Annotated in this window: 18 protein-coding genes, 2 tRNA genes and 1 pseudogene; 14 read left to right on the top strand and 7 right to left on the bottom strand. The window is 36.4% G+C overall.

Annotated features, from left to right (window positions below):
• Nucleotides 1-251 precede the first annotated feature (251 nt).
• Genes KBP46_RS16095 through KBP46_RS16085 form a run of 3 tightly spaced genes read left to right on the top strand, consistent with a single transcriptional unit; the run spans nucleotide 252 to nucleotide 2,355 of the window.
• On the top strand, nucleotides 252-1,661 hold the full coding sequence (locus tag KBP46_RS16095) for a rhodanese-like domain-containing protein (RefSeq protein WP_120233300.1): 1,410 nt from the start codon (nucleotides 252-254) through the stop codon (nucleotides 1,659-1,661).
• Nucleotides 1,662-1,664: 3 nt separating this feature from the next.
• Nucleotides 1,665-2,042 carry a rhodanese-like domain-containing protein gene (locus KBP46_RS16090; protein WP_216443677.1) on the top strand — a complete coding sequence of 126 codons (378 nt, stop codon included), beginning with the start codon at nucleotides 1,665-1,667 and terminating at the stop codon, nucleotides 2,040-2,042.
• A gap of 13 nt (nucleotides 2,043-2,055) precedes the next feature.
• Nucleotides 2,056-2,355, top strand: a complete 300-nt coding sequence (locus KBP46_RS16085) for a co-chaperone YbbN (RefSeq protein WP_047424552.1) — start codon at nucleotides 2,056-2,058, stop codon at nucleotides 2,353-2,355.
• 60 nt (nucleotides 2,356-2,415) lie between these two features.
• On the opposite strand, the gene KBP46_RS16080 is transcribed toward KBP46_RS16085, so the two are convergent.
• On the bottom strand, nucleotides 2,416-3,168 hold the full coding sequence (locus tag KBP46_RS16080) for a nitrilase-related carbon-nitrogen hydrolase (protein WP_216443676.1): 753 nt from the start codon (nucleotides 3,166-3,168) through the stop codon (nucleotides 2,416-2,418).
• 217 nt (nucleotides 3,169-3,385) lie between these two features.
• Here KBP46_RS16080 and KBP46_RS16075 point away from each other — a divergent pair, with 217 nt between their 5' ends.
• The 4 genes from KBP46_RS16075 (at nucleotide 3,386) to KBP46_RS16060 (ending at nucleotide 9,019) form a co-directional block, all read left to right on the top strand.
• Complete coding sequence (locus tag KBP46_RS16075; RefSeq protein WP_216443675.1) at nucleotides 3,386-3,826, top strand: DUF6646 family protein; 441 nt, start codon at nucleotides 3,386-3,388, stop codon at nucleotides 3,824-3,826.
• Nucleotides 3,827-3,932: 106 nt separating this feature from the next.
• A complete protein-coding gene (gene rseP, locus KBP46_RS16070; RefSeq protein WP_216443674.1) occupies nucleotides 3,933-5,423 on the top strand; it encodes an RIP metalloprotease RseP in 1,491 nt (496 codons plus the stop codon).
• A gap of 80 nt (nucleotides 5,424-5,503) precedes the next feature.
• Nucleotides 5,504-5,577, top strand: a tRNA-Asn gene (locus KBP46_RS16065).
• Nucleotides 5,578-5,848: 271 nt separating this feature from the next.
• Entirely contained in the window at nucleotides 5,849-9,019 is a 3,171-nt protein-coding gene (locus KBP46_RS16060) for a S41 family peptidase (protein WP_216443673.1), read from the top strand.
• Between the two features lie 87 nt (nucleotides 9,020-9,106).
• Here KBP46_RS16060 and KBP46_RS16055 read toward each other — a convergent pair whose 3' ends face one another.
• Both KBP46_RS16055 and KBP46_RS16050 read right to left on the bottom strand, forming a co-directional pair.
• Complete coding sequence (locus tag KBP46_RS16055) at nucleotides 9,107-9,409, bottom strand: putative quinol monooxygenase (protein WP_120233332.1); 303 nt, start codon at nucleotides 9,407-9,409, stop codon at nucleotides 9,107-9,109.
• A gap of 40 nt (nucleotides 9,410-9,449) precedes the next feature.
• On the bottom strand, nucleotides 9,450-10,856 hold the full coding sequence (locus KBP46_RS16050; RefSeq protein WP_216443672.1) for an L-dopachrome tautomerase-related protein: 1,407 nt from the start codon (nucleotides 10,854-10,856) through the stop codon (nucleotides 9,450-9,452).
• 183 nt (nucleotides 10,857-11,039) lie between these two features.
• On the opposite strand from KBP46_RS16050, the gene KBP46_RS16045 reads away from it, so the two are divergent.
• From KBP46_RS16045 to KBP46_RS16035, 3 genes are all read left to right on the top strand, one after another.
• The gene (locus KBP46_RS16045) at nucleotides 11,040-11,882 is read left to right on the top strand and encodes an AraC family transcriptional regulator (RefSeq protein ID WP_062676093.1); all 843 of its coding nucleotides are present in this window, start codon (nucleotides 11,040-11,042) and stop codon (nucleotides 11,880-11,882) included.
• 147 nt (nucleotides 11,883-12,029) lie between these two features.
• Nucleotides 12,030-12,103: transfer RNA gene (locus tag KBP46_RS16040), tRNA-Asn, on the top strand.
• Nucleotides 12,104-12,380: 277 nt separating this feature from the next.
• Complete coding sequence (locus KBP46_RS16035; RefSeq protein ID WP_228432146.1) at nucleotides 12,381-14,912, top strand: DUF5686 family protein; 2,532 nt, start codon at nucleotides 12,381-12,383, stop codon at nucleotides 14,910-14,912.
• A gap of 68 nt (nucleotides 14,913-14,980) precedes the next feature.
• Here KBP46_RS16035 and KBP46_RS16030 read toward each other — a convergent pair whose 3' ends face one another.
• The 4 genes from KBP46_RS16030 to rplU form a co-directional block, all read right to left on the bottom strand.
• Nucleotides 14,981-15,154 carry a hypothetical protein gene (locus tag KBP46_RS16030; protein ID WP_157885793.1) on the bottom strand — a complete coding sequence of 58 codons (174 nt, stop codon included), beginning with the start codon at nucleotides 15,152-15,154 and terminating at the stop codon, nucleotides 14,981-14,983.
• A 202-nt stretch (nucleotides 15,155-15,356) separates the two neighbouring features.
• Entirely contained in the window at nucleotides 15,357-15,524 is a 168-nt protein-coding gene (locus KBP46_RS16025) for a hypothetical protein (protein WP_183037456.1), read from the bottom strand.
• A 172-nt stretch (nucleotides 15,525-15,696) separates the two neighbouring features.
• Nucleotides 15,697-15,954 (bottom strand): 50S ribosomal protein L27, encoded by a 258-nt coding sequence (gene rpmA, locus KBP46_RS16020; protein ID WP_002984034.1) that lies wholly within the window; start codon nucleotides 15,952-15,954, stop codon nucleotides 15,697-15,699.
• Nucleotides 15,955-15,966: 12 nt separating this feature from the next.
• Nucleotides 15,967-16,545: a 50S ribosomal protein L21 gene (rplU, locus tag KBP46_RS16015; RefSeq protein ID WP_076597840.1), complete on the bottom strand. Its 579-nt coding sequence runs from the start codon at nucleotides 16,543-16,545 to the stop codon at nucleotides 15,967-15,969.
• A gap of 184 nt (nucleotides 16,546-16,729) precedes the next feature.
• Between rplU and KBP46_RS16010 the strand changes: the two genes are divergently transcribed.
• The 4 genes and pseudogenes from KBP46_RS16010 (at nucleotide 16,730) to KBP46_RS15995 (ending at nucleotide 20,034) form a co-directional block, all read left to right on the top strand.
• Nucleotides 16,730-17,617: a hypothetical protein gene (locus KBP46_RS16010; RefSeq protein ID WP_062676095.1), complete on the top strand. Its 888-nt coding sequence runs from the start codon at nucleotides 16,730-16,732 to the stop codon at nucleotides 17,615-17,617.
• Between the two features lie 128 nt (nucleotides 17,618-17,745).
• Nucleotides 17,746-18,294: a hypothetical protein gene (locus tag KBP46_RS16005; RefSeq protein ID WP_216443671.1), complete on the top strand. Its 549-nt coding sequence runs from the start codon at nucleotides 17,746-17,748 to the stop codon at nucleotides 18,292-18,294.
• The gene (locus KBP46_RS16000; protein WP_216443670.1) at nucleotides 18,294-19,382 is read left to right on the top strand and encodes an acyltransferase family protein; all 1,089 of its coding nucleotides are present in this window, start codon (nucleotides 18,294-18,296) and stop codon (nucleotides 19,380-19,382) included. Before KBP46_RS16005 ends, KBP46_RS16000 begins: the two co-directional genes overlap by 1 nt.
• A 74-nt stretch (nucleotides 19,383-19,456) precedes the next feature.
• Nucleotides 19,457-20,034, top strand: a pseudogene (locus KBP46_RS15995) (tRNA-(ms[2]io[6]A)-hydroxylase).
• Nucleotides 20,035-20,044: the final 10 nt, after the last annotated feature.

The raw sequence follows: 20,044 nt of genomic DNA, 5'->3' as shown, positions 1-20,044 counted from the left end.
TTGTCCTTCAATAATCAAATTTTAAACCACGATCATTATTTTTTTTCTGCCAGGAAGGATATAGGGACTAAACATGATATAAAACAGCATTTACCATTATCTTTATGTAAGGCATTCTTTTTGCTGAAAAAAACAACATATACTAAACGTACGTTTAACAAAGTATTGAAAGAAACTATCAATGGGATTTAACATTTCATTTAGAATTGATCTAATACTTCGTATCTTTAACTCATTAAAAAAAGACCCCAATGAAAATTGAACAAATATATACGGGCTGTCTGGCTCAGGGTGCCTATTATATTGTATCAGAGAATGAAGCTGCCATTATTGATCCGCTAAGAGAAGTAAAACCTTATCTGGATCGTCTGGAAAAAGACAATGTCACTTTAAAATATATTTTTGAAACTCACTTCCATGCAGATTTTGTATCAGGACATTTGGATTTAAGCAACAAAACAGGTGCTCCTATTGTATATGGACCTACTGCTGCTCCGGAATTTGACGCTATTATTGCTGAAGACAATCAGATTTTTGAGATCGGAAAAGTGAAAATAAAGGTCATGCACACTCCTGGGCATACGATGGAAAGCAGTACTTACCTTTTAATCGATGAAAATGGTGTTGAAACTGCAATCTTTACTGGTGATACGCTGTTTTTAGGAGATGTTGGAAGACCAGATCTTGCCCAGAAGGCAACTAATCTTACTCAGGAGGATCTTGCAGGAATTCTTTACGACAGTCTTCAAAGCAAAATCATGCCATTGGATGACAGCATCACTGTATATCCAGCTCACGGAGCCGGATCTGCTTGTGGAAAGAATATGCAGAAAGAGACAGTTGATATCTTAGGAAACCAAAAGAAAACCAATTACGCTCTTAATCAACCGGATAAAGAGTCTTTCATCAGAGAAGTTCTGGATGGCTTAACAGCTCCTCCAAAATATTTCGGGATGAATGTCGCTTTAAATAAAGGTGGCTATGAAAGTCTGGACGTTGTGATGAACAAAGGATTGCAGCCTGTAACACCTGAAGATTTCGAAGCTCTGGCAGAAGAAACAGGAGCATTAATTTTAGATACAAGAGGAGCTGCGGATTTCCATAAAGGATTTGTTCCCAACTCTATCAATATAGGACTGAAAGGTGATTTTGCCCCATGGGTAGGAACGCTTATTGTAGATGTAAAACACCCTTTATTATTAATTACTGATGAGGGAACTGAAGAGGAAGTAATCACAAGACTGAGCCGAGTAGGTTTTGACAATGTAATTGGTTACCTGAAAGGCAGTTTTGAAGCATGGAAAAATGCAGGTAAGGAAACGGATGAGATCAAAAGAATTACTCCGGCTGAATTTGCAGAACAATTTACGGCAGACGCTACAGTAATTGATGTAAGAAAACTTACGGAGTATTCCGCAGAACACATTGACAATGCTTATAACAAGCCACTAGACACTATCAGTGACTGGGCTCGTACCATTGATGATTCTGAACATTTCTTCCTGCACTGCGCAGGTGGGTACAGAAGCATGATTGCCGCAAGCATCCTTAACTCACACGGAATCAGAAACTTTACCGAAATTGAAGGTGGTTTTAACGGAATCAAAAAAACGGAAAAACTTCCAACCACAGATTTTGTATGCCAATCTAAGACCCTGTAAGACATGAAAATTCAGTTTTTCGGATTATTTTTAGCATTAACATTTACGCTAAATGCCTGCAAGACAAACTCTACAGCAACTGTTTCTACCGCTAACATCAAAGAAATGGTTAACAGCTCTGATGTAACATTGGTGGATGTCAGAATTCCGGAGCAATATGCCGCAGGAACAGCAAAGAATGCCATCAACATTCCTTTGGCAGAGATTCAAAACAATATAGAAACTCTAAAAGGTAAAAAAGTTGTTGTATTTTGCAATAAAGGAGCCCAGGCTGACCAGGCGATGGAAATTCTGAAGAAAAATGGTGTGGAAGCTTATGATGGTAGAACCTGGAAAAATGTAAAAGCGATCCAGGATGAAACAAACAAAAATGCAAACTAATAAAACCAAAACTATGTCACAAAAATTTCAGGAAATCATAGATTCCGAAAGACCCGTACTTATCGATTTTTTCGCAACATGGTGTCAGCCTTGTAAAGTACAGTCTTCGGTATTAAATACAGTAAAAGAAAATATTGGCGAAGGAGCAAGAATTATAAAAGTAGATGTAGATCAATATCCTGCACTGGCAGCTCAGTATGGCGTACGTGGAGTCCCTACACTGGCCATTTTCAAAAAAGGAGAAATGCTATGGAAGGAAAGCGGTGTTCATGATGTGAACACATTAACGAACCTTCTGCAACAATATGTTTAAATAAAAAACAAAAAAATAATAAAGGCTGAAGTTCACATGAATTTCAGCCTTTATTATTTTTTATAGTTGAATGGAGAAACTATCCCGGTCATTTAAAAACTGGAAATGCTTTCTAAAATCGTTCAATTCTTCCATATATAATTCTGCAGATACAAGATTTCCCTGTTTCTGAGAAATTTCTTTTCCATCTCCAAAGAAGCAGTAAGAGCTTTCCTGATACAACAGATCATTTCCATCGGTCCCGATTCTGTTTAAACCAAATACAAAAGATAAGTTTTCAATAGCTCTGGCTTTCAACAGATGTTCCCATGCTCCTACCCTTTTCTCGGGCCAGTTGGCAACATATAATATGGCATCATAATCATCGTTATTCCTTGCAAAGACAGGAAAACGTAGATCATAACACACCTGAAGCAGGAAACGTATTCCTTTATATTCAACAATTACTCTTTCCTTTCCTGGCGTGTATACTTTATCTTCTCCGGAAAAAGAAAACAAATGCCTCTTATTATAATAAGAGATTTCGCCATCCGGCTTTACAAAGAACATTCTATTGTAAAAATTGCCGTCCTGTTCTACCGAAGCACTTCCGCAAAATGCAGCATTTTTCTCTTTTGAGATTTTTTTTAAAAACTCCAGTGATTCATTATTTCTGTCCGAAACTTCAGAAGCATCCATACAGAAACCTGTTGAAAACATTTCAGGAAGCAGAAACAGATCTGCCTCCACATTGAGCAATTCGCTTTCTATACGCGCAAAATTCTCAGTTTTTTTTTTCCATATGATATCTAAATTAAGTCCTACAACTTTCATCTTTTATTCTTTTAAATTATTTCATATATGAAGTATAAAAATACATCTTTTAACTTTACGAAAGTAGAATTAAATGGTTGAAGAATGCTTTAGTATTTAAAATAGAATTTATTTCTTAATAATTTATTAAAGTCAACCATTTTTATATTATTGCTATTCTTTCGGTTTCATTTTTGATAGAAATATTTTTTATTATTATCCTTAAAATTAAAAATTTATGAAGAAATTGTTTTTTATGGTGGCGATCTTCTTTTTTGGTGCTATGGCTAATGCTCAGACCTGGACAGGAAAGGGAGATCAGAAAATACAACTGGGGCTGAGCGCCTGGGGATATGGAACCGGAATTACGGGAACTTACGACTATGGACTCAACAAACTTATTTCAGTGGGTGCCGGGATCAATGGGTATTTTGACAATTACAAAGACAATGATAAGGATAATCGTGTTTTTGTTTTCGGAAGACTGAACTTTCATTTACAGGAAGCCTTGAACCTGCCTTCAAAATGGGATATTTACCCTGGAGTAGACCTTGGAGTGCTTGGAAGAGACTTTGGAGTAGGCGCTCACATCGGAGCCCGTTATTTCTTCACAGAGAAAATTGGGGTTTTTGCAGAAGTAGGCAACAATGGCAGTCTTGGCGTTTCTTTCAATTTATAATCAAATCGTCTTTAAATATGACAAAGCTTCTCGTTTCGGGGAGCTTTTTTATTTGGCATAGTTTTGATAATTGTTACCTTTGCAAATTAAAATCTAAAATTTATTAATGGAAATAGCAATCAAACTTTTTCAGTTCATTCTGAGCATCTCTATACTTGTGCTTCTTCATGAGCTTGGGCATTTTTTACCGGCAATATGGTTCAAGACCAGAGCAGAGAAGTTTTTCCTGTTTTTTGATCCTTACTTCTCCATATTCTCCATGAAGAAAATCAACGGAAAATGGCAGTATAAATTTTTATCAAAAAACTTACCGGATTCTGAAGTAATAGAAGTGAACGGAAAGAAGGAAGAAGTTCCTATCGATATATCAAAACTTCCGGACAACGACTGGAGAAAACATCCTGAACAAACAAAATACGGAATCGGCTGGCTTCCTTTTGGAGGATACGTGAAGATTGCAGGAATGGTGGACGAAAGTATGGATACTGCCCAGATGAAAAAACCGGCAGAACCTTGGGAGTTCAGATCAAAACCGGCCTGGCAGAGACTTATCATTATGCTGGGAGGAGTTACCGTTAACTTTTTTCTTGCGTGGTTAATCTACAGCTGTTTATCATTCTTCAACGGAGAAACTTATACAGATATTACAAAATTTAAAAATGGTATTGAAGCCACTTCTGCAGGAAAGAAAATGGGTTTCCAAAATGGTGACAAAATCATTAGTGTAGACGGAAAACCGGCAGAAAGACTTGAAAATACTTCCATCAATATCCTTTTGGGAGATCATGTTACCGTAAACAGAAACGGACAGGAAGTTACTTTCCCTGTCAATGCAGACGGTGTTGCAGATGTTCTTAAGCAGAAAGAAGCAAAATTATACATCTCTCCAAGGGTATCTATGGTTATTGACTCATTGGCAACTCCTTCTTCCCAGTCATCCGGACTGGCAAAAGGTGATAAAATTGTAGGAATCAACGGAAAGAAAGCGGCATTCTTTGATGAAGTAAGCACTCTTTTAAGTGAAAATAAAGGAAAAACAGTTTCTGTGGATGTTGAAAGAAACGGAGCTGTACAGACATTACCGGCAGTTTCTGTGGACAAAAACGGAAAACTGGGGATCGCCATTGATACCAAAAGCATAGCAAAAGATATTGTAACGAATAAAAAGTATTCTTTCGGAGAAGCTATTCCAAGAGGATTCACAAGAACTATTGAAGCATTAACGACTCAGGTTAAGCAGTTCAAAATCATGTTCAATTCTAAAGTTCAGGGGTATAAAAACGTTGGAGGGCCTATTGCTATTGTAAAGAATATGCCTGTAGATAAGGATGCGGATGGAAGCGTTAAAATCAACTGGGTGGCTTTCTGGAGCTTTACAGCAATGTTCTCCGTATGGCTGGCATTCCTGAACCTTATTCCGATTCCGGGACTTGATGGTGGACACGTTTTATTTACTTTATATGAAATTATTGTAGGAAAACCTGTTCCGCAGAAAGTTTTGGAAAACGCACAGATGATTGGAGTTATCTTCCTGTTAGGATTGATGTTACTGATCTTTGGAAGTGACATCTTCAAAGTATTTATGGGTAAATTATAATTTTTTTAAAATTTTTCTTAAAAATATTTGTAGGGTATAAATATTCGTCCTATATTTGCACCACTTAAAACAAAGGACATTCCTCCTTAGCTCAGTTGGTTAGAGCATCTGACTGTTAATCAGAGGGTCGCTGGTTCGAGCCCAGCAGGAGGAGCAGAAAGACTTACAGAAATGTGAGTCTTTTTTTGTGGCTTAATCTGACGAATTGTACAACTGCACTATACAATAACCATGTGCAACTTACTTTCTGTTTCAACGATATTATTCAGTTTTCCAGGTGTTTCATGTAACTATTTCCGTAATAATTCGACTATTATTGGAAGAGTTATTCAAACTGAGAAAATTTTCTTCAGATGAGTATTTCTCTGCAACAACAAAGAATAATAAAATCAATATATCGTATTGCATAAATACCCCATTCTACCATGAAGAAAACTATTATTTCGTTATTAACAGCATTTTCTATTGCAGGGATTTCGGCACAGGAAAAGTCTTATTTTTTATCAGGTCCCTCATTAAGTCCGGATGGAAAAACAGCTTATTTTGCATATGACGGCGATATCTGGAAAGCAGACTCTAATGGAGGAAACGCTTCAAGAATTACCGCTCTGGACGGAGAAGAAATTAATCCCCGTCTTTCCCCGGATGGAAAATGGCTTGCATTCAGTTCTAATCAATATGGAAATTATGATGTGTATGTAATGCCTGCAGGAGGAGGAACTATCAAGCAATTAACCTTCCATACCGGAAGGGATGAAATGGAAAGCTGGGCGTGGGACAGCAAAACGATTTATTTTACTTCCAACAGAAATAATAATTTCGGCAGCTTTAAAACTACAATTGAGGGGAAAACCCCACAAAAGCTTTTCAACAATTATTTTAATAATACCAATGGTCTTGTAGAAACTTCTTCAGGAGAATATCTTTTCACAAGTTCTTCAGAAAGTGCCCATCAGGTACAGCGTAAGCGTTATAAAGGAGAAAATAATCCTGATATTCTTGGATACAACCCAAAAAACAATTCTTTCAAACAGTACACCAACTATGAAGGAAAAGACTTCAACCCAAGTGTAGATAAAAATGGTATTATCTATTTTATTTCTGATGAAAATAATGGAGAATATAATCTTTATAAAATCGAAAATGGTAAAAAGACTGCCTTAACGAAATTTGAAACTTCCATTAAAAAACCATTTGTTTCAGCAGATGGTTCCAAAGTTATTTTTGAAAAGGATTACCAGCTTTATACTTATGATGTCGCCTCAAAAAACACAACTCCTCTCAACATCAGCCTGAATACCAACAAAACCCTGGAAAAAGCTCAGAATTTCAATGTGGAAAATAATATTTCCTATTATGACGTATCTCCGGACGGAAAAAAAATGGCATTCATAAGCCGTGGAATCATATTCGTTTCTGATATTGAAGGAAAATTTGCCCAGCAGGTCTCTGATGGAAAAGAATGCGCCATGGAAGTGAAATGGCTGAAAGATAACCGTACTCTTCTTTACAACCAGACTTATAACGGCTATCAGAACTGGTTTACTATTCCGGCCGATGGAAAAGGCAAGCCGAAGCAATTAACGGAAGATTCAAGAAATAACCGCAGCATCACACTCAATAGTGATCTTTCAAAAGCTGTTTATTTAAGCGGAAGAGATGAAGTACGATTATTGGATTTAAAAAGTTTTACATCTACAACTATTGTAAAAGACGAGATTTGGGCATTCCAAAACTCAAGGCCTTCTTTCTCCCCTAATAACGAATATGTATTATTCTCGGCAAAAAGAAACTTCGAGCTCGATATTTTCATCTATCACATCAAAAAAGGACAGACTTTAAACCTTACCAATACCGGCGTTTCTGAAGAAGATCCTGTGTGGTCTCCAAACGGAAAATATATTTATTTCGCCAGCGACAGGACCAATCCGTCTTATCCTTTAGGCATGCAGAAATCCAACATTTACCGTATGGCTTTGGATTGGTTTGACGAGCCATTTAAGTCTGAAAAATTCGACAATCTCTTCACTGAAGAAAAGAAGGAGGAAAAATCTTCAGATAAAGAAAAAGACAAGAAGGATAAGAAAGAGGAAGACAAGGATAAAAAGGAAGAAAAAGAGCCGGTAATCAAGGAATTGAAGGTTAATCCTGATGACACTCTTGACAGAATTGAACTGGTTACCGACCGATATGGATACCAGGATGATCCAGCTGTTTTCGCTGATGATAAAAAAGAAATTCTTCTTTTCAATTCTAATCAGGACAATGGAAAAAGACAGCTGTTTAAAAAGGTATTCACAGATTTTGAGCCTGCCAAATCTGAAAAAGTTTTCGATAAAGCGGCTTATTATCTAACCAAAAATGATAAAAACCTGTTTGCCCTGATAGAAGGTAATATTTACAAAACAACTGTAGCGGCATTAAAGCCTGAAAAGATCAACATCCAATACAGTTTTGATAAAGATCTGGCATCAGAATTTACCCAGATGTACGCTGAAGCATGGACAGGTGTGGAAGAAAATTTCTACGATGAAAAGTTCCATGGTATCGACTGGAAAGCTAAAAAGGAGCAATATGCCAAGTATCTTCCGTATGTTCATAACAGGAATGACCTCAGAATATTATTGAATGATCTTTTAGGAGAGCTTAATTCTTCACACACCGGATTTTCTTCTACCGGAAAGGAAGAAACCATGTTCCTGAACTATTTTACGAACGAAACAGGAATTATCTTCAAAAAAGACCAGCCCTACACGGTAGAAAGCATTCTGAGAAAATCCCCTGCTTACCGTTCCGGCGTTGATATCAAACCTGGAGACCAACTGACTTCTGTAAACGGGAAAAAGATTGATCTTAACGAAAATATAGAAACGTATTTCACAAGCCCTAAAAAACAGGATGAGCTGGTTCTTACCTTTAATCGTGATGGTAAAACGGTAACTACCAAAGTACATCCGATTTCTAATGGAGAATTAAAAGGCTTGCTTTACGACGATTGGATCTACAATAATCATCAGCGTGTAGATAAGCTTAGCAACAACCGTATTGCCTACTCCTGCATGAAAAACATGTCTACTGATGAGCTGGATCATTTTCTTCTGGACATGGTAGAACAGGAAAACAGAAAAGATGCTGTTATTCTCGATTTACGCTACAACACCGGCGGAAATGTTCATGACAAAGTATTGAATTTCCTTTCTCAGAGACCTTATCTGCAATGGAAATATCGTGAAGGAAAAATAACAACACAACCGAACTTCGCTCCTTCCGGAAAGCCTATTGTTCTTTTGATTAATGAAGCTTCATTAAGTGATGCCGAAATGACAGCAGCCGGGTTCAAAGCGCTAAAGCTGGGTAAAATTATCGGTCAGGATACTTATCGATGGATTATTTTCACTTCAGCAAAAGGGTTGGTAGACGGATCTTCTTACAGACTTCCTTCATGGGGAACTTACACATTAGACGGACAGAACCTGGAAAAGACAGGTGTAAAACCTGATATTTATGTAAAAAACACCTTTATGGACCGTCTTCAGAACAAGGACCCACAACTGGAAAGAGCTGTTCAGGAAATCCTTAAAGATTTAAAAAAATAAAACTCCGGAACTATAAAATAAAAAAGACCTGCAAAAGTGCAGGTCTTTTTCGTTGGTATGATCTTAACTTTTATGATAACAAGAGTTTTATTCCTCTGAAATTCTTTCCAGCTCAACAAGCTGTATAGGCTCACTCATCAATTCATCCATCTGACCTGCAAAGTTCTTGAAATGTTCAGTTTGGGTATGAAATTCAAAAGCCTTTTCGTCTTCAAACGCTTCCCACATATAGAAAGTTCCGGCAGATTTTTTATCCTCAAAAAGAATATAATACATACAGCCGATTTCCTTACGGCTTGGTTCTATCAGTTGTAGTAAAGCATTTCTCAAATGATCTATTTTCTCCGGTTTAGACTTCAGTACTGCCACAGATTTAAACGTTTTGTTCATTGTTTTATATTTTATGTGATTTATATTTAAAAATTTTGGCTTATAATTTAACCCTGTATATAAAATACGGAGGTTTTCCGGCATCCGGTTGACCAGAAAACGCTGTTGTTGTATGAAGTTGGTTGACTGAAATATACAGGTAGCCATCATCAGAAACTGCAATATTATCAGGCCACTGTAATTTTGAATCTTTAATGAATTCCGTAAGATTTCCATTTTTATCCAGCTTACTGATACCATGACCTCCAAGATCAGTAATGTAATGATTCCCTTGTTGATCTGTAGCCACACCATCACTCACAGGTTTTTCTCCCAGTTTCTTAATGGATTTTCCTATTGCATGGTCATCTTTATTTTCTCTAAAAAGTTGGGCAGGAACTTCATACCATGATGTTCCATTCATAGAACCAAAGAATAATGTTTCCCTGTCATCTGACAGGGTAATAGGATTAATGCCTACACGGGACGGTTTGCCTCCAAAATCAATGACCTTTCCATCAATAATCATATCAACATCTTCCGACTGTAAAGCATGATGACCACCAAACCTCCTTGCTTTTTTTGTTTTAAGATTCAATGCAATAATTCCCGGATTGGCAATATCAGCAAGGTAAGCCCAGCCATTTTTTTCATCAATGGCAACATCCTGAATAAAACTGCCTTTCGGTGCAATATCAGCTGGTAATTCTATCTTTTCAGCGACTTTATTTTTTTTCAGGTCGAAGCACCAAAGACGGGTTTTCCCAAGCTCAAGCCCCATATCAATCATCCAAAGCCGATTTCCTTTATCTATAGTGACTCCCAGCGGAGTATCAAATTTATGACTATCAGCCGGCTGTCCGTTTTTCTGTAAATCCGTAGACGGAAAAGGTACTGCTTTCCCATTGCGGATTTCCACCAATTGCTGTTTGGGATCGGATAAAGGATGCATCGTCGCAAATACCCTTCCGTTATGACTCACGGCTACATTTCCTGGTCTGGAATCAGTAAACTGCGCTACGACTTCAAGGTTTTTCCCATGTGCTGAAAGATAAGATGCAGATCCATCTATCCAGTCTTTACGCAAAGGAGTAAAAAAGTCCAGATCTTCGGTTCCATCTTCAAGGCAGAAGAACTCATGCGTAATACCTGCAGGAATCACCAGCACGCCACCAGCCTTTATAATATGTTCTTTCCCATTCATGAGTACTTTTACACTTCCCTTATTGATATAAGTCACCTGCTCGTTCGGATGACTATGGGGAGCTACATGAGCATCTTTATCCATTTTCCAAAAGGCAAAAGTACTTTCTGAGCCGGATATCCATTTACGCTGTAATCCTTTTCCCACCTGTTCCCAAATTCCTTTAGTAAAGTCTGTTTGAATGACCTTCTGCTGAGCCTTAGCTGAGTTGAAGAAAAATAGTACTGAAATTGAAGAAATCAAAAAAAATCTATTGGTTTTCATCTGCATATATGATTAGTATGTTATAATTTTTAATAATGAAATTTGATCTTTTAGCGGATAACTTTTTTATGCTGGTAGACAATTCCAATATTTGAACAAGGCAAAATTATACTGATAATTAGCAAATTACCGGTACAAAACCTCCCTATTTTTGTATAATTTTGCCAATATAAAACAACCCTCATGAACAGAGACGTATTATATGAGCCATACAGCATTCATTTTGAAACATTAGAAACATTCCCTGATAAAGAGAGCAGAAAAAACTTCTTTGAACTTGTCTTTATTTTATCAGGCACAGGGCAGCATTGCATTAATAAGCACAGCTTTTCCTATTCGGATAATCACATGTTTCTCCTGACCCCACAGGATTGCAGCCAGTTTTGGATTGATACTAAAACCCGTTTTTTCTTTCTGAGGTTCAGTAATATTTATTTAAAAAGTGATAAAATTTCGAAAGAGAATATCAAGCGTTTGGAATTTATTCTTGAAAATGCCAACCACAAACCCGGATGTATCCTAAAAAATCAGACAGATAAAACACTTGTAAGACCAATCGTAGAAGCTTTGATAAGAGAAGCCGTCAATAAAGACCTGTATCACAGCGATATAACCGCACAACTCATTAATACACTCATTGTTATTGTTGCCCGCAATATTGCCAAATATCTTCCTCAGAAGATCGATGAAACCTCAGAATCAAGAATTATTAGTATTCTGAATTATATACAGGCAAATATCTACGAACCTGAAAAAATACGAACTGAAACTATCTGCAAAGAGTTCGGGTTTTCTGAAAATTATCTCGGTAAATACTTTAAAAAACATAGCGGTGAAACCCTTCAGTCTTATCTGAATAATTATAAAACCACCTTAATAGAGCACCGTTTAAAACACAGCAACAACAGAATTTCAGAGATTGCCGACGAATTGGGATTCACTGATGAGAGCCATCTTAATAAATTTTTTAAAACGCAGCGGGGCAAAAGTCCCAAAGCTTATCGGCTGGAATTTATAAAATCATGAATAACCTCCTGCTCATCCCAGAAAAATATTTAAAATTTAATTTATTGAAAAATAAACCAATAGCTTTTTTCATTCAATATTCAGGAACAAAAACTTGCTTGGTACGGATATTCCTATTATATTTGCACCACTTAAAACAAAGGACATTCCTCCTTAGCTCAGTTGGTTAGAGCATCTGACTGTTAATCAGAGGGTCGCTGGTTCGAGCCCAGCAGGAGGAGCAAAAAAGACTTACATTTCTGTAAGTCTTTTTTTATGATATAAATTCTTCATAACGGCTGCAAAATATTTCTAAAAAACAGGAACGTTACCTTTCTTTTAATCTCCTGATTATTATATTTTAAGCATTAAAATTTCCCGATTATTTTTTAATCCATACATATATTATTTTCGCTATTTTTGTCGTTTTATAGGATAGAATAAAAATATTTTATTTTTTTACCTATTTTTTAAATAAACTGCATGCTTTTTGTTTATGATAATTGCCTGAAGAAACGAATGATGTTAAACAATAACTCCCAAAAACACTATCTTTTATTTTTCTTTCTGATTCTCGCCGGTTCCGTATGCGCTCAAAACAAAGCGAGCGGCAAGGTGGTTGACGAAAAGAGCAGTAAAGAACTCAATAAAGTTGATATCTTTATCAACGACAGTAAAACACCTGCCCTGACTACAACTTCAGGCAGTTTTATTATTCAGTCTGATAGCATCATCCATCAGCTAAGATTTTCCAGAAAAAATTATACTACAGAAACCCTTGATATCACTCCCGAAAATGCTGACAATATTTTCGTACAGCTTTCGCAGGCTAAAGTAAGCGACATTCAGGAAATTGTTCTTCAAAGCGGAAAAACAAAATACAAAAGCAAGAAAGAAAATCCGGCTTATGCAATTATGCAGAAAGTATGGGCACAAAAAAGAAATAACGGACTGGAAAAATTCGACACCTATTCTTATAAAGAGTATGAAAAAACGCAGTTTGACCTAAACAATCTTGATAGTGCCTTCATGAAGAAAAAGATTTTCAATAAACTGGATTTCATTTTCGATTATGCAGATTCCACAGCAAGCGGGAGACTTGGACTTCCTATTTTTCTGAACGAAGCCGTTTACGAAAATTATGGTAAAAATAAACCGGAAAAAAACAGCAAAAGAACATTAGTAGCCCAGAAAACTTCAGGTTTTCAGGATAACCAGGTGATTACGGTTTCTGCTAAAAACTTATACCGTGATATTAATATCTACGACAATACTCTTAATTATTTCGATATCGGATTCCAGAGCCCTGTCGGAAGTGATGGTTTCAGTACTTACGATTATAGCCTTATGGATACCATTACGATTCGTGGTGAGAAAGCATTTCAGATAAGGTATCAGCCTAAGAGAAAAGACATTCTTGCATTCCAGGGAAACCTTTATATTGACACCGATACTTATGCTGTTTTAGGAGCAACATTAAAGTCAACACAGAAGATCAACGTCAACTTTGTCAACAGTGTGTATACTCAGGTAGAATACGACAATCCTGATGACGCTACATTTCTTCCTAAAAAACTGATCACTGAATTTGAAATGAGTCCTTTCTCAAAAAAGAAAGGTGCAAAAAGTATCATTGCCAAAAGATCGGTAGATTATTCTGATTATCAGTTCAACAAGCCTCTTGATCCTAAAGTATTCAAACGTACCGAAGAAGAATACGAAGACAAGTTCACCAATAAAGACGATGCATATTGGACTAAAGCAAGACCTGACACTTTATCTAAAGCAGAACAGGGCGTTTATAACATGCTTGACCAGCTTCAGCAGACACCGAAATTCAACCGAATGGTAAAACTGTTTGAAACCCTCGGTTCACGTTATTATAATGCCTTTAAAGGAATAGATATTGGTCCTATTTTCTCAATTTACGGAAGAAATGAAGTAGAAGGGGACAGAATAAGATTAGGAGCAAGAACCTATTTCGGATTGAATGATACCTGGAGAGCCCAGTTTTATACAGCTTATGGTTTCAAAGATCAACAGTTTAAATATGGCGTAGAAGCAAGATATATGTTCAATAAGCTTAACCGCTTTATGATTGGAGCAGGAACCAGCAGAGATATTGTTCAGCTTGGGGGACAGCTTACATCAGGGGATGGTGTTACGCCGCAATCTTCATCTACCAGTACCTTTTTTGCAAGAGGAGAAAACATTTCTTTAAGTTCAGTAAACAAAACAAGTGTTTTTGCAGCTATTGAACCATGGAAGAACTTCCAGATCCGAGTAGATGGAGTGATGCAGAGTATTAAGTCTGCTATTCCTGAGAAATTCAATCTGATGTATTACAAAGATGGACAGTTAAGACAAACAGTTAATGATTCTCATGTTACCATCAGTTTAATTGCCAAACCTGGTGCAAAATTTTCACAAACCGGTATTGACCGTTACCAGGCCAGAAACTTAGCTCCAACTATCGTTTTAAGATATACACGAGGTATTGAAGGATTATTTAATGCTGATTTCAATTATGACAAACTCCAGTTCATGCTCTACAAGCCATTTTTAATTGGAAGTATGGGAAAACTGGTGGTTAATTTCGAAGCTGGAAAGAACTTCAATACAGTTCCTTTGGCATTACAGAATATTATTCCGGCAAACCTTTCCTATGGTCTGGTTCCGAATACTTTCTCTCAGCTTAACTATTATGAGTTTGTGACGGATGCGTATACAACTCTTCAATTAGAGCATCATTTTAACGGTAAGATCCTTTCATACATTCCTTTGATTAAAAAACTGAAACTTAGAGAAGTTGCATTTATCAGAGGAGCCTATGGTACATTAAGTGATGCCTCCAAAGCGATCAATGTAGAAGGTTTTAAATATTCTGCACCAAGCGAACATATCTATTATGAATATGGATTCGGGATTGAAAATATAGGAATTGGAAATCTTAGAATCTTCAGAGTAGACTTCAACTGGAGAGGAAATTATCTTGACAGACCTGATATTTCTAAATTCGGGGTTAAAGCAGGGTTCCAGGTAGGATTTTAAACAGATTATAATATAAAACACGTTCGGCGGCTTCTTTGAAGCCGCCGAACTTTTTTGTAAAGCTTTAATTAAAAACATTCGCAAGGTTCTTCTACATCAAGAAGGCAACGCATTTTCTGTTCCTTTGTCAGTCCGCACCATGTACTACATGAAGTAATTGGCTTTGGCGGACACCATACTGTACCCGCTCCTCCGTTGATTTCTTTCAGATTCTTCTTGGTTAATTTTCTTAAATTTTTCATGATTGTTTAGTTTTATTTGCTGCCTACTCTCTTTGCTTTTCGGCTTCCGCATTAATTTTTTATTGGGTTACGGAAAAACATATCAATATCTCACAATGTAGAGATACTATGTAATGCTTTTTACTTTTAAAAAGATGAATATTATTAAAGGTTCAGCTCTAATTATTGTCTTAAAAAAGATTAGGGGTTATAATTTCTGCTACTACTCAAAACATTCTGTACATGGCTGAGAAAGCATGCAGTGTGATTTCTGCCATGGAGTCCATCGGCACCATTCTTCACAAGACTGAAACATGGAAGGACATTCTCCTGCTACACCTCCGGTTACTTCCTTTAATTTTTTTCTGGTTAATTTTTTTACATTTTTCATAGATATCTTGTTTTAATATTGGCCTACTCTTTTACTTTTCGGCTATCGCAACTGATTCAAATCTGAACAGTTAACAAATATAAAATATTTCACGAATAAATGAATACATCAAAAAGGCCAATAAAAAAACCTCAGTAAAAACTGAGGTTTTAATTTTTATAAAACGCTTAAATTATGCGTTTGGCTCTACAGATACAAAAGATCTGTTGTTTGCTTTCTTTCTGAAAACTACTTTACCATCTACTAATGCAAACAAAGTGTGATCTTTACCGATTCCCACGTTATCACCTGGGTGGTGCTGAGTACCTCTTTGTCTAACAATAATATTTCCGGCAATAGCTTCTTGTCCTCCGAAAATCTTCACACCTAATCTTTTAGAGTGAGACTCTCTACCGTTCTTGGAACTACCGACTCCTTTCTTGTGTGCCATTTTATTACTGGATTATTTATTAAGTGCTTTAAATTGATCGATATTCTTAATGATAGCAGCATCTACTTCTTCATGAGTAAGAATATTCTTTTCTAATTCAACTTTAACTGCTTTACCTAAAGTAATTAAAGTTTCTCTGTTCTCTTTAGACTGAGACAAGTTGTTTTTCTTTAAGTGATAGTTCAATTCGTGATCTTCACCAAAGTTAACAGTTGCGTTGTCAGAAAGAACTTCACCTTTCACAGTTTCTTTTTTAGCAGCAGCTTTTTTAGCTCCACCCTCAAAACCTGTAATACCAGTGATTACGATTTGAGTTAAAGATTGTCTGTGACCGTTTTTCACTTTGTAACCTTTTCTTCTTTTCTTTTTGAAAACGATTACTTTATCAGCTTTAACGTGGTCAAGGATCTCTGCTTCTACAGTGATTCCGTTTACAGCTGGGGCGCCTACAGTGATTGCACCGTTTACAGTAAGAAGAACTTTATCGAAAGAAACTTTTCCTCCTTTATCTCCTTTTAAACGGTTTACAAACAACTTCTGGTCTTGCTCAACTTTGTATTGAAGCCCTGCTATTTCTACAATTGCAAACATTGTTTATAAATTTTTAGTTATTTCGAGGTGCAAATATACATATAAATTTCTAAATAGCTTACAATCAAAGCAATGTTTTTTTTATTAAAATCCTATTCACTATGTTTTGAATAATTTTTTTCAATAATGTACTCACACTTAAGAGATAATTTCATACCTTCGTTTTACCAAATTGAATTTATATATGAAAAGAAACTTTAATCTCTGCTTACTAGCAGGCGCCATTGCTGTTACTTCTTTAACAGCATGTAGTGATGACCAAATGGACAACAATGTTCAACCTCAGCAAGAAGCACTAAGTGCAAAAATTGATCAGCCTGGGGATCTTGAAAAAATCTGTTCTTATGTAGACAACAACTGGAGCACCAATTCAGTTTTACTGACCGGGCTTCAAAACTCCACAGACACCAATTTTATGAATGGGCAAATGACTAAAATTGCAAGCATGTGGGGAAGAAGCAATCCTACGCTGCGTTTTGTGAACGATCCATCCAATTTCAATTCAACGTACAATGCCATTTCTTATTCTACAGGAAAAATCTATTATGGTTATGCCATCTATTATGATGCAAAATCAAAAGGTGGTGATATTGTAAATGCAATGATCCTTGCCCATGAGTATGGACATCAGTTACAGTATATCTTCAATCTTCCTTCCGTATCAGAATCAACGTACAGACCGAATGAGCTTGAAGCAGATGGTTTTGCAGGATACTATTTGAGAAGACCTAACGGATACAATAAAACCAGCTTTGCAGAAATTGCAGCAGCTTATGAATTTGCCCAAAGTATCGGCGATTATCAGACAACCAATGTAAACCATCATGGAACTCCTGCACAGAGAAGATCAGCAGTTCGTTTAGGATTTCTTTTAGGACAATACGATCTTAATGCATCCAATTTCGATTACAACTTCTTTTATTACTATCAGGGAGTACTAAATGGAACTTACAAGATGGCTAAGAACACTGTAAATCCTGAAATTGACGCATACATGAGTCAATATATAGATGAACTTAGAAAAATTCAGTCGGGAGAAATTTCTGCAGAAGAATTTAAACATCTTCAATAAACGAGAACATTCATTTTTAGCATATTTAAGAAAGGAGGCGGGCAGTATGTTCCGCCCCTTTTTTGTTTTTAAAAGCTTTTATATTTTACCCAATCAATTTGTTTGTATTTTTGAAAAAAAATAATTCCATGAAGTATTGGTTACTTATAATTTCCTTTTTCATATTAAACTCCTGTACTGTTGCGGGAATAACAAATGATTACGGCAAGCTCTCATCCACTGAACAGCAGAGCATTATCCCTATAGAGGACTTTTCAAAAACAGACACTGAGCATATTTATAAGATAAACGACTCTCAGCTAAAGAAAGAATTAACAAACCATCCAAAAGCATTAGTATATGTATTTACCAATGGCTGCTCATCAAAATTGTGTCTGCCAATGTCTTCATACGAAACGTATGCTAAAGAAAAAGGATATAAACTATTCCTGGTCATGAATGGCTATCATAATATCAGCGAGACAACCGCTCAACGCTCAGCCGTTTTCACGGAACCTCTTTTTGCTATTGACAATGATTTTTATAACTCGAATATAAGAATGAAGTACATGAGATATTTCGAAAACGATCTTCGTGGGCTGGAGCACAGCCAAAAGCCTGAATGGGAAGGCAATCTATACTTTTTTGAACACGGACAGCTAAAACGAATCACTAAAGAACTTCCAAGCAATCTATAATGAACAGAGATCTCTACATTGATTTCGCCAAAGGACTGGCAACACTTTCCATCATATTTATCCATACCGCATTCTGGTCTGGACAGTTTTATATTCCCGCAGAAGTAAGAGTTTTTTCTCTGGTCTTTGATGTGGCACTATTTTACGCACTCAGCGGAATTACTTCAGGAGCCAATATTGAAAAAACATTATACCGTCTTCTGAAACTCCAGATTACCTATATGATTTTTGTGACCTTCCTGTTCTTTTTAGATTACTTCTTTAAAGTCTTTGGACTCAGCTTTTTTTCTATGGAATGGCTTCAGAGCTTTTATTCTACATTTGGATCTAAATATTCTACAACCAGCATCTCAACATACCCTCAATGGGAAAATCTGGGAAACTGGTATCTTCATCAGTACACCAATGCCGATACTTTTCCTGTAGTGATGGGAAGTTTCTGGTATCTTAAAGTGTATTATATACTCACCGTTTTCGGTGTCCTTATCCTAAGGTTTTTCCCAAAACATATCAATTGGTTTATTGGACTTTGTATTGCCTTAACTTTATTATTCAACATCTTCCCGGAGTATTATCCGACGGGGCAAGTTGGATACGTTGCATTTTACCTTGCTGTATTTTTAACCGGCCACAAAATGCGTGGAAAAAAGATCCCTACCAAAGCTATTCCTGTATTATATGGACTTGTAGGAGCAGCTCTCATATGGATGTTCTGGTACTACGGAGGAGACATCTTCTATAAAATCAATAAAAATAAATTTCCACCAAAAGTACCTTACATCATCTGGGCATTATTCTCTCTTACAACATTATTTGTTCTTTACAACCGACTGAAAATCACAAAAGAAAATTTCATCACCTACATCGGAAAAAATGCTATTTTCTTCTATTTTGCACAGGGAATCAGCTCTTCACTCGTTTATTTTCTGGTCGTTCCGTTAAAAGAAAACATGCCATGGTGGCTTTTGATGGTCATTATTTATGGAATTAATATCATTTTAGCCTTCATTATTTCTGCAGGATTGAAAAAAGTAGATACCTCAGGCTGGAATATTCTGGAATTCTTAAGAAAAAAGACCGCATCTTAAGACTTTAAGGATCAAATTGAAATAAAGTCACATTTCTTACCTCAATTTGTTTAAATTTACAAAAATTTTACAACATGTTTAAGTTGAAACTACCTACCGACCCAAGGTGGGCAAATATTGCAGAAGGAAACATTGGAGAAATTTTAACGGATCATGCCTGGTGCGAGCAAAAAGCAGCTACCAATGCTATAGGCCTGATCACCATGCTTCCGGAATATCCTGAGATTGTGACTGAACTTCTTGCCATTGCACAAGAGGAACTGGATCACTTTAATCAGGTACATGAGATCATCAAAAAAGAGGCTTTACTTTTGGAAGAGCAAGAAAAGATGATTACGTGAATGAACTGGCAAAATTTATTGTACAGGGAAGCAGAGAAGACCTCATCGTAGACAAAATGCTTTTTGCCGCTATGATTGAAGCCAGAAGCTGTGAAAGATTCAAAGTTCTTACGGAAAATATCAAAGATGAAGAACTTAAGGTTTTCTACAAAGAACTGATGATTTCTGAAGCCAATCATTACACTACTTTCATCGGATTTGCAAGACAGCTCGGAGACCCTGAAAAAGTAAACAAACGTTGGGAAGAATGGTTGGAGTATGAAGCCAATATTATTAAATCCTACGGAAATAAAGAAACCATCCACGGTTAAAATAAGAATA

Source organism: Chryseobacterium sp. PCH239 (assembly GCF_018924625.1).
GTDB classification, from domain to species: Bacteria; Bacteroidota; Bacteroidia; order Flavobacteriales; family Weeksellaceae; genus Chryseobacterium; species Chryseobacterium cucumeris.
This window is presented reverse-complemented; position numbering and strand designations above follow the sequence as displayed.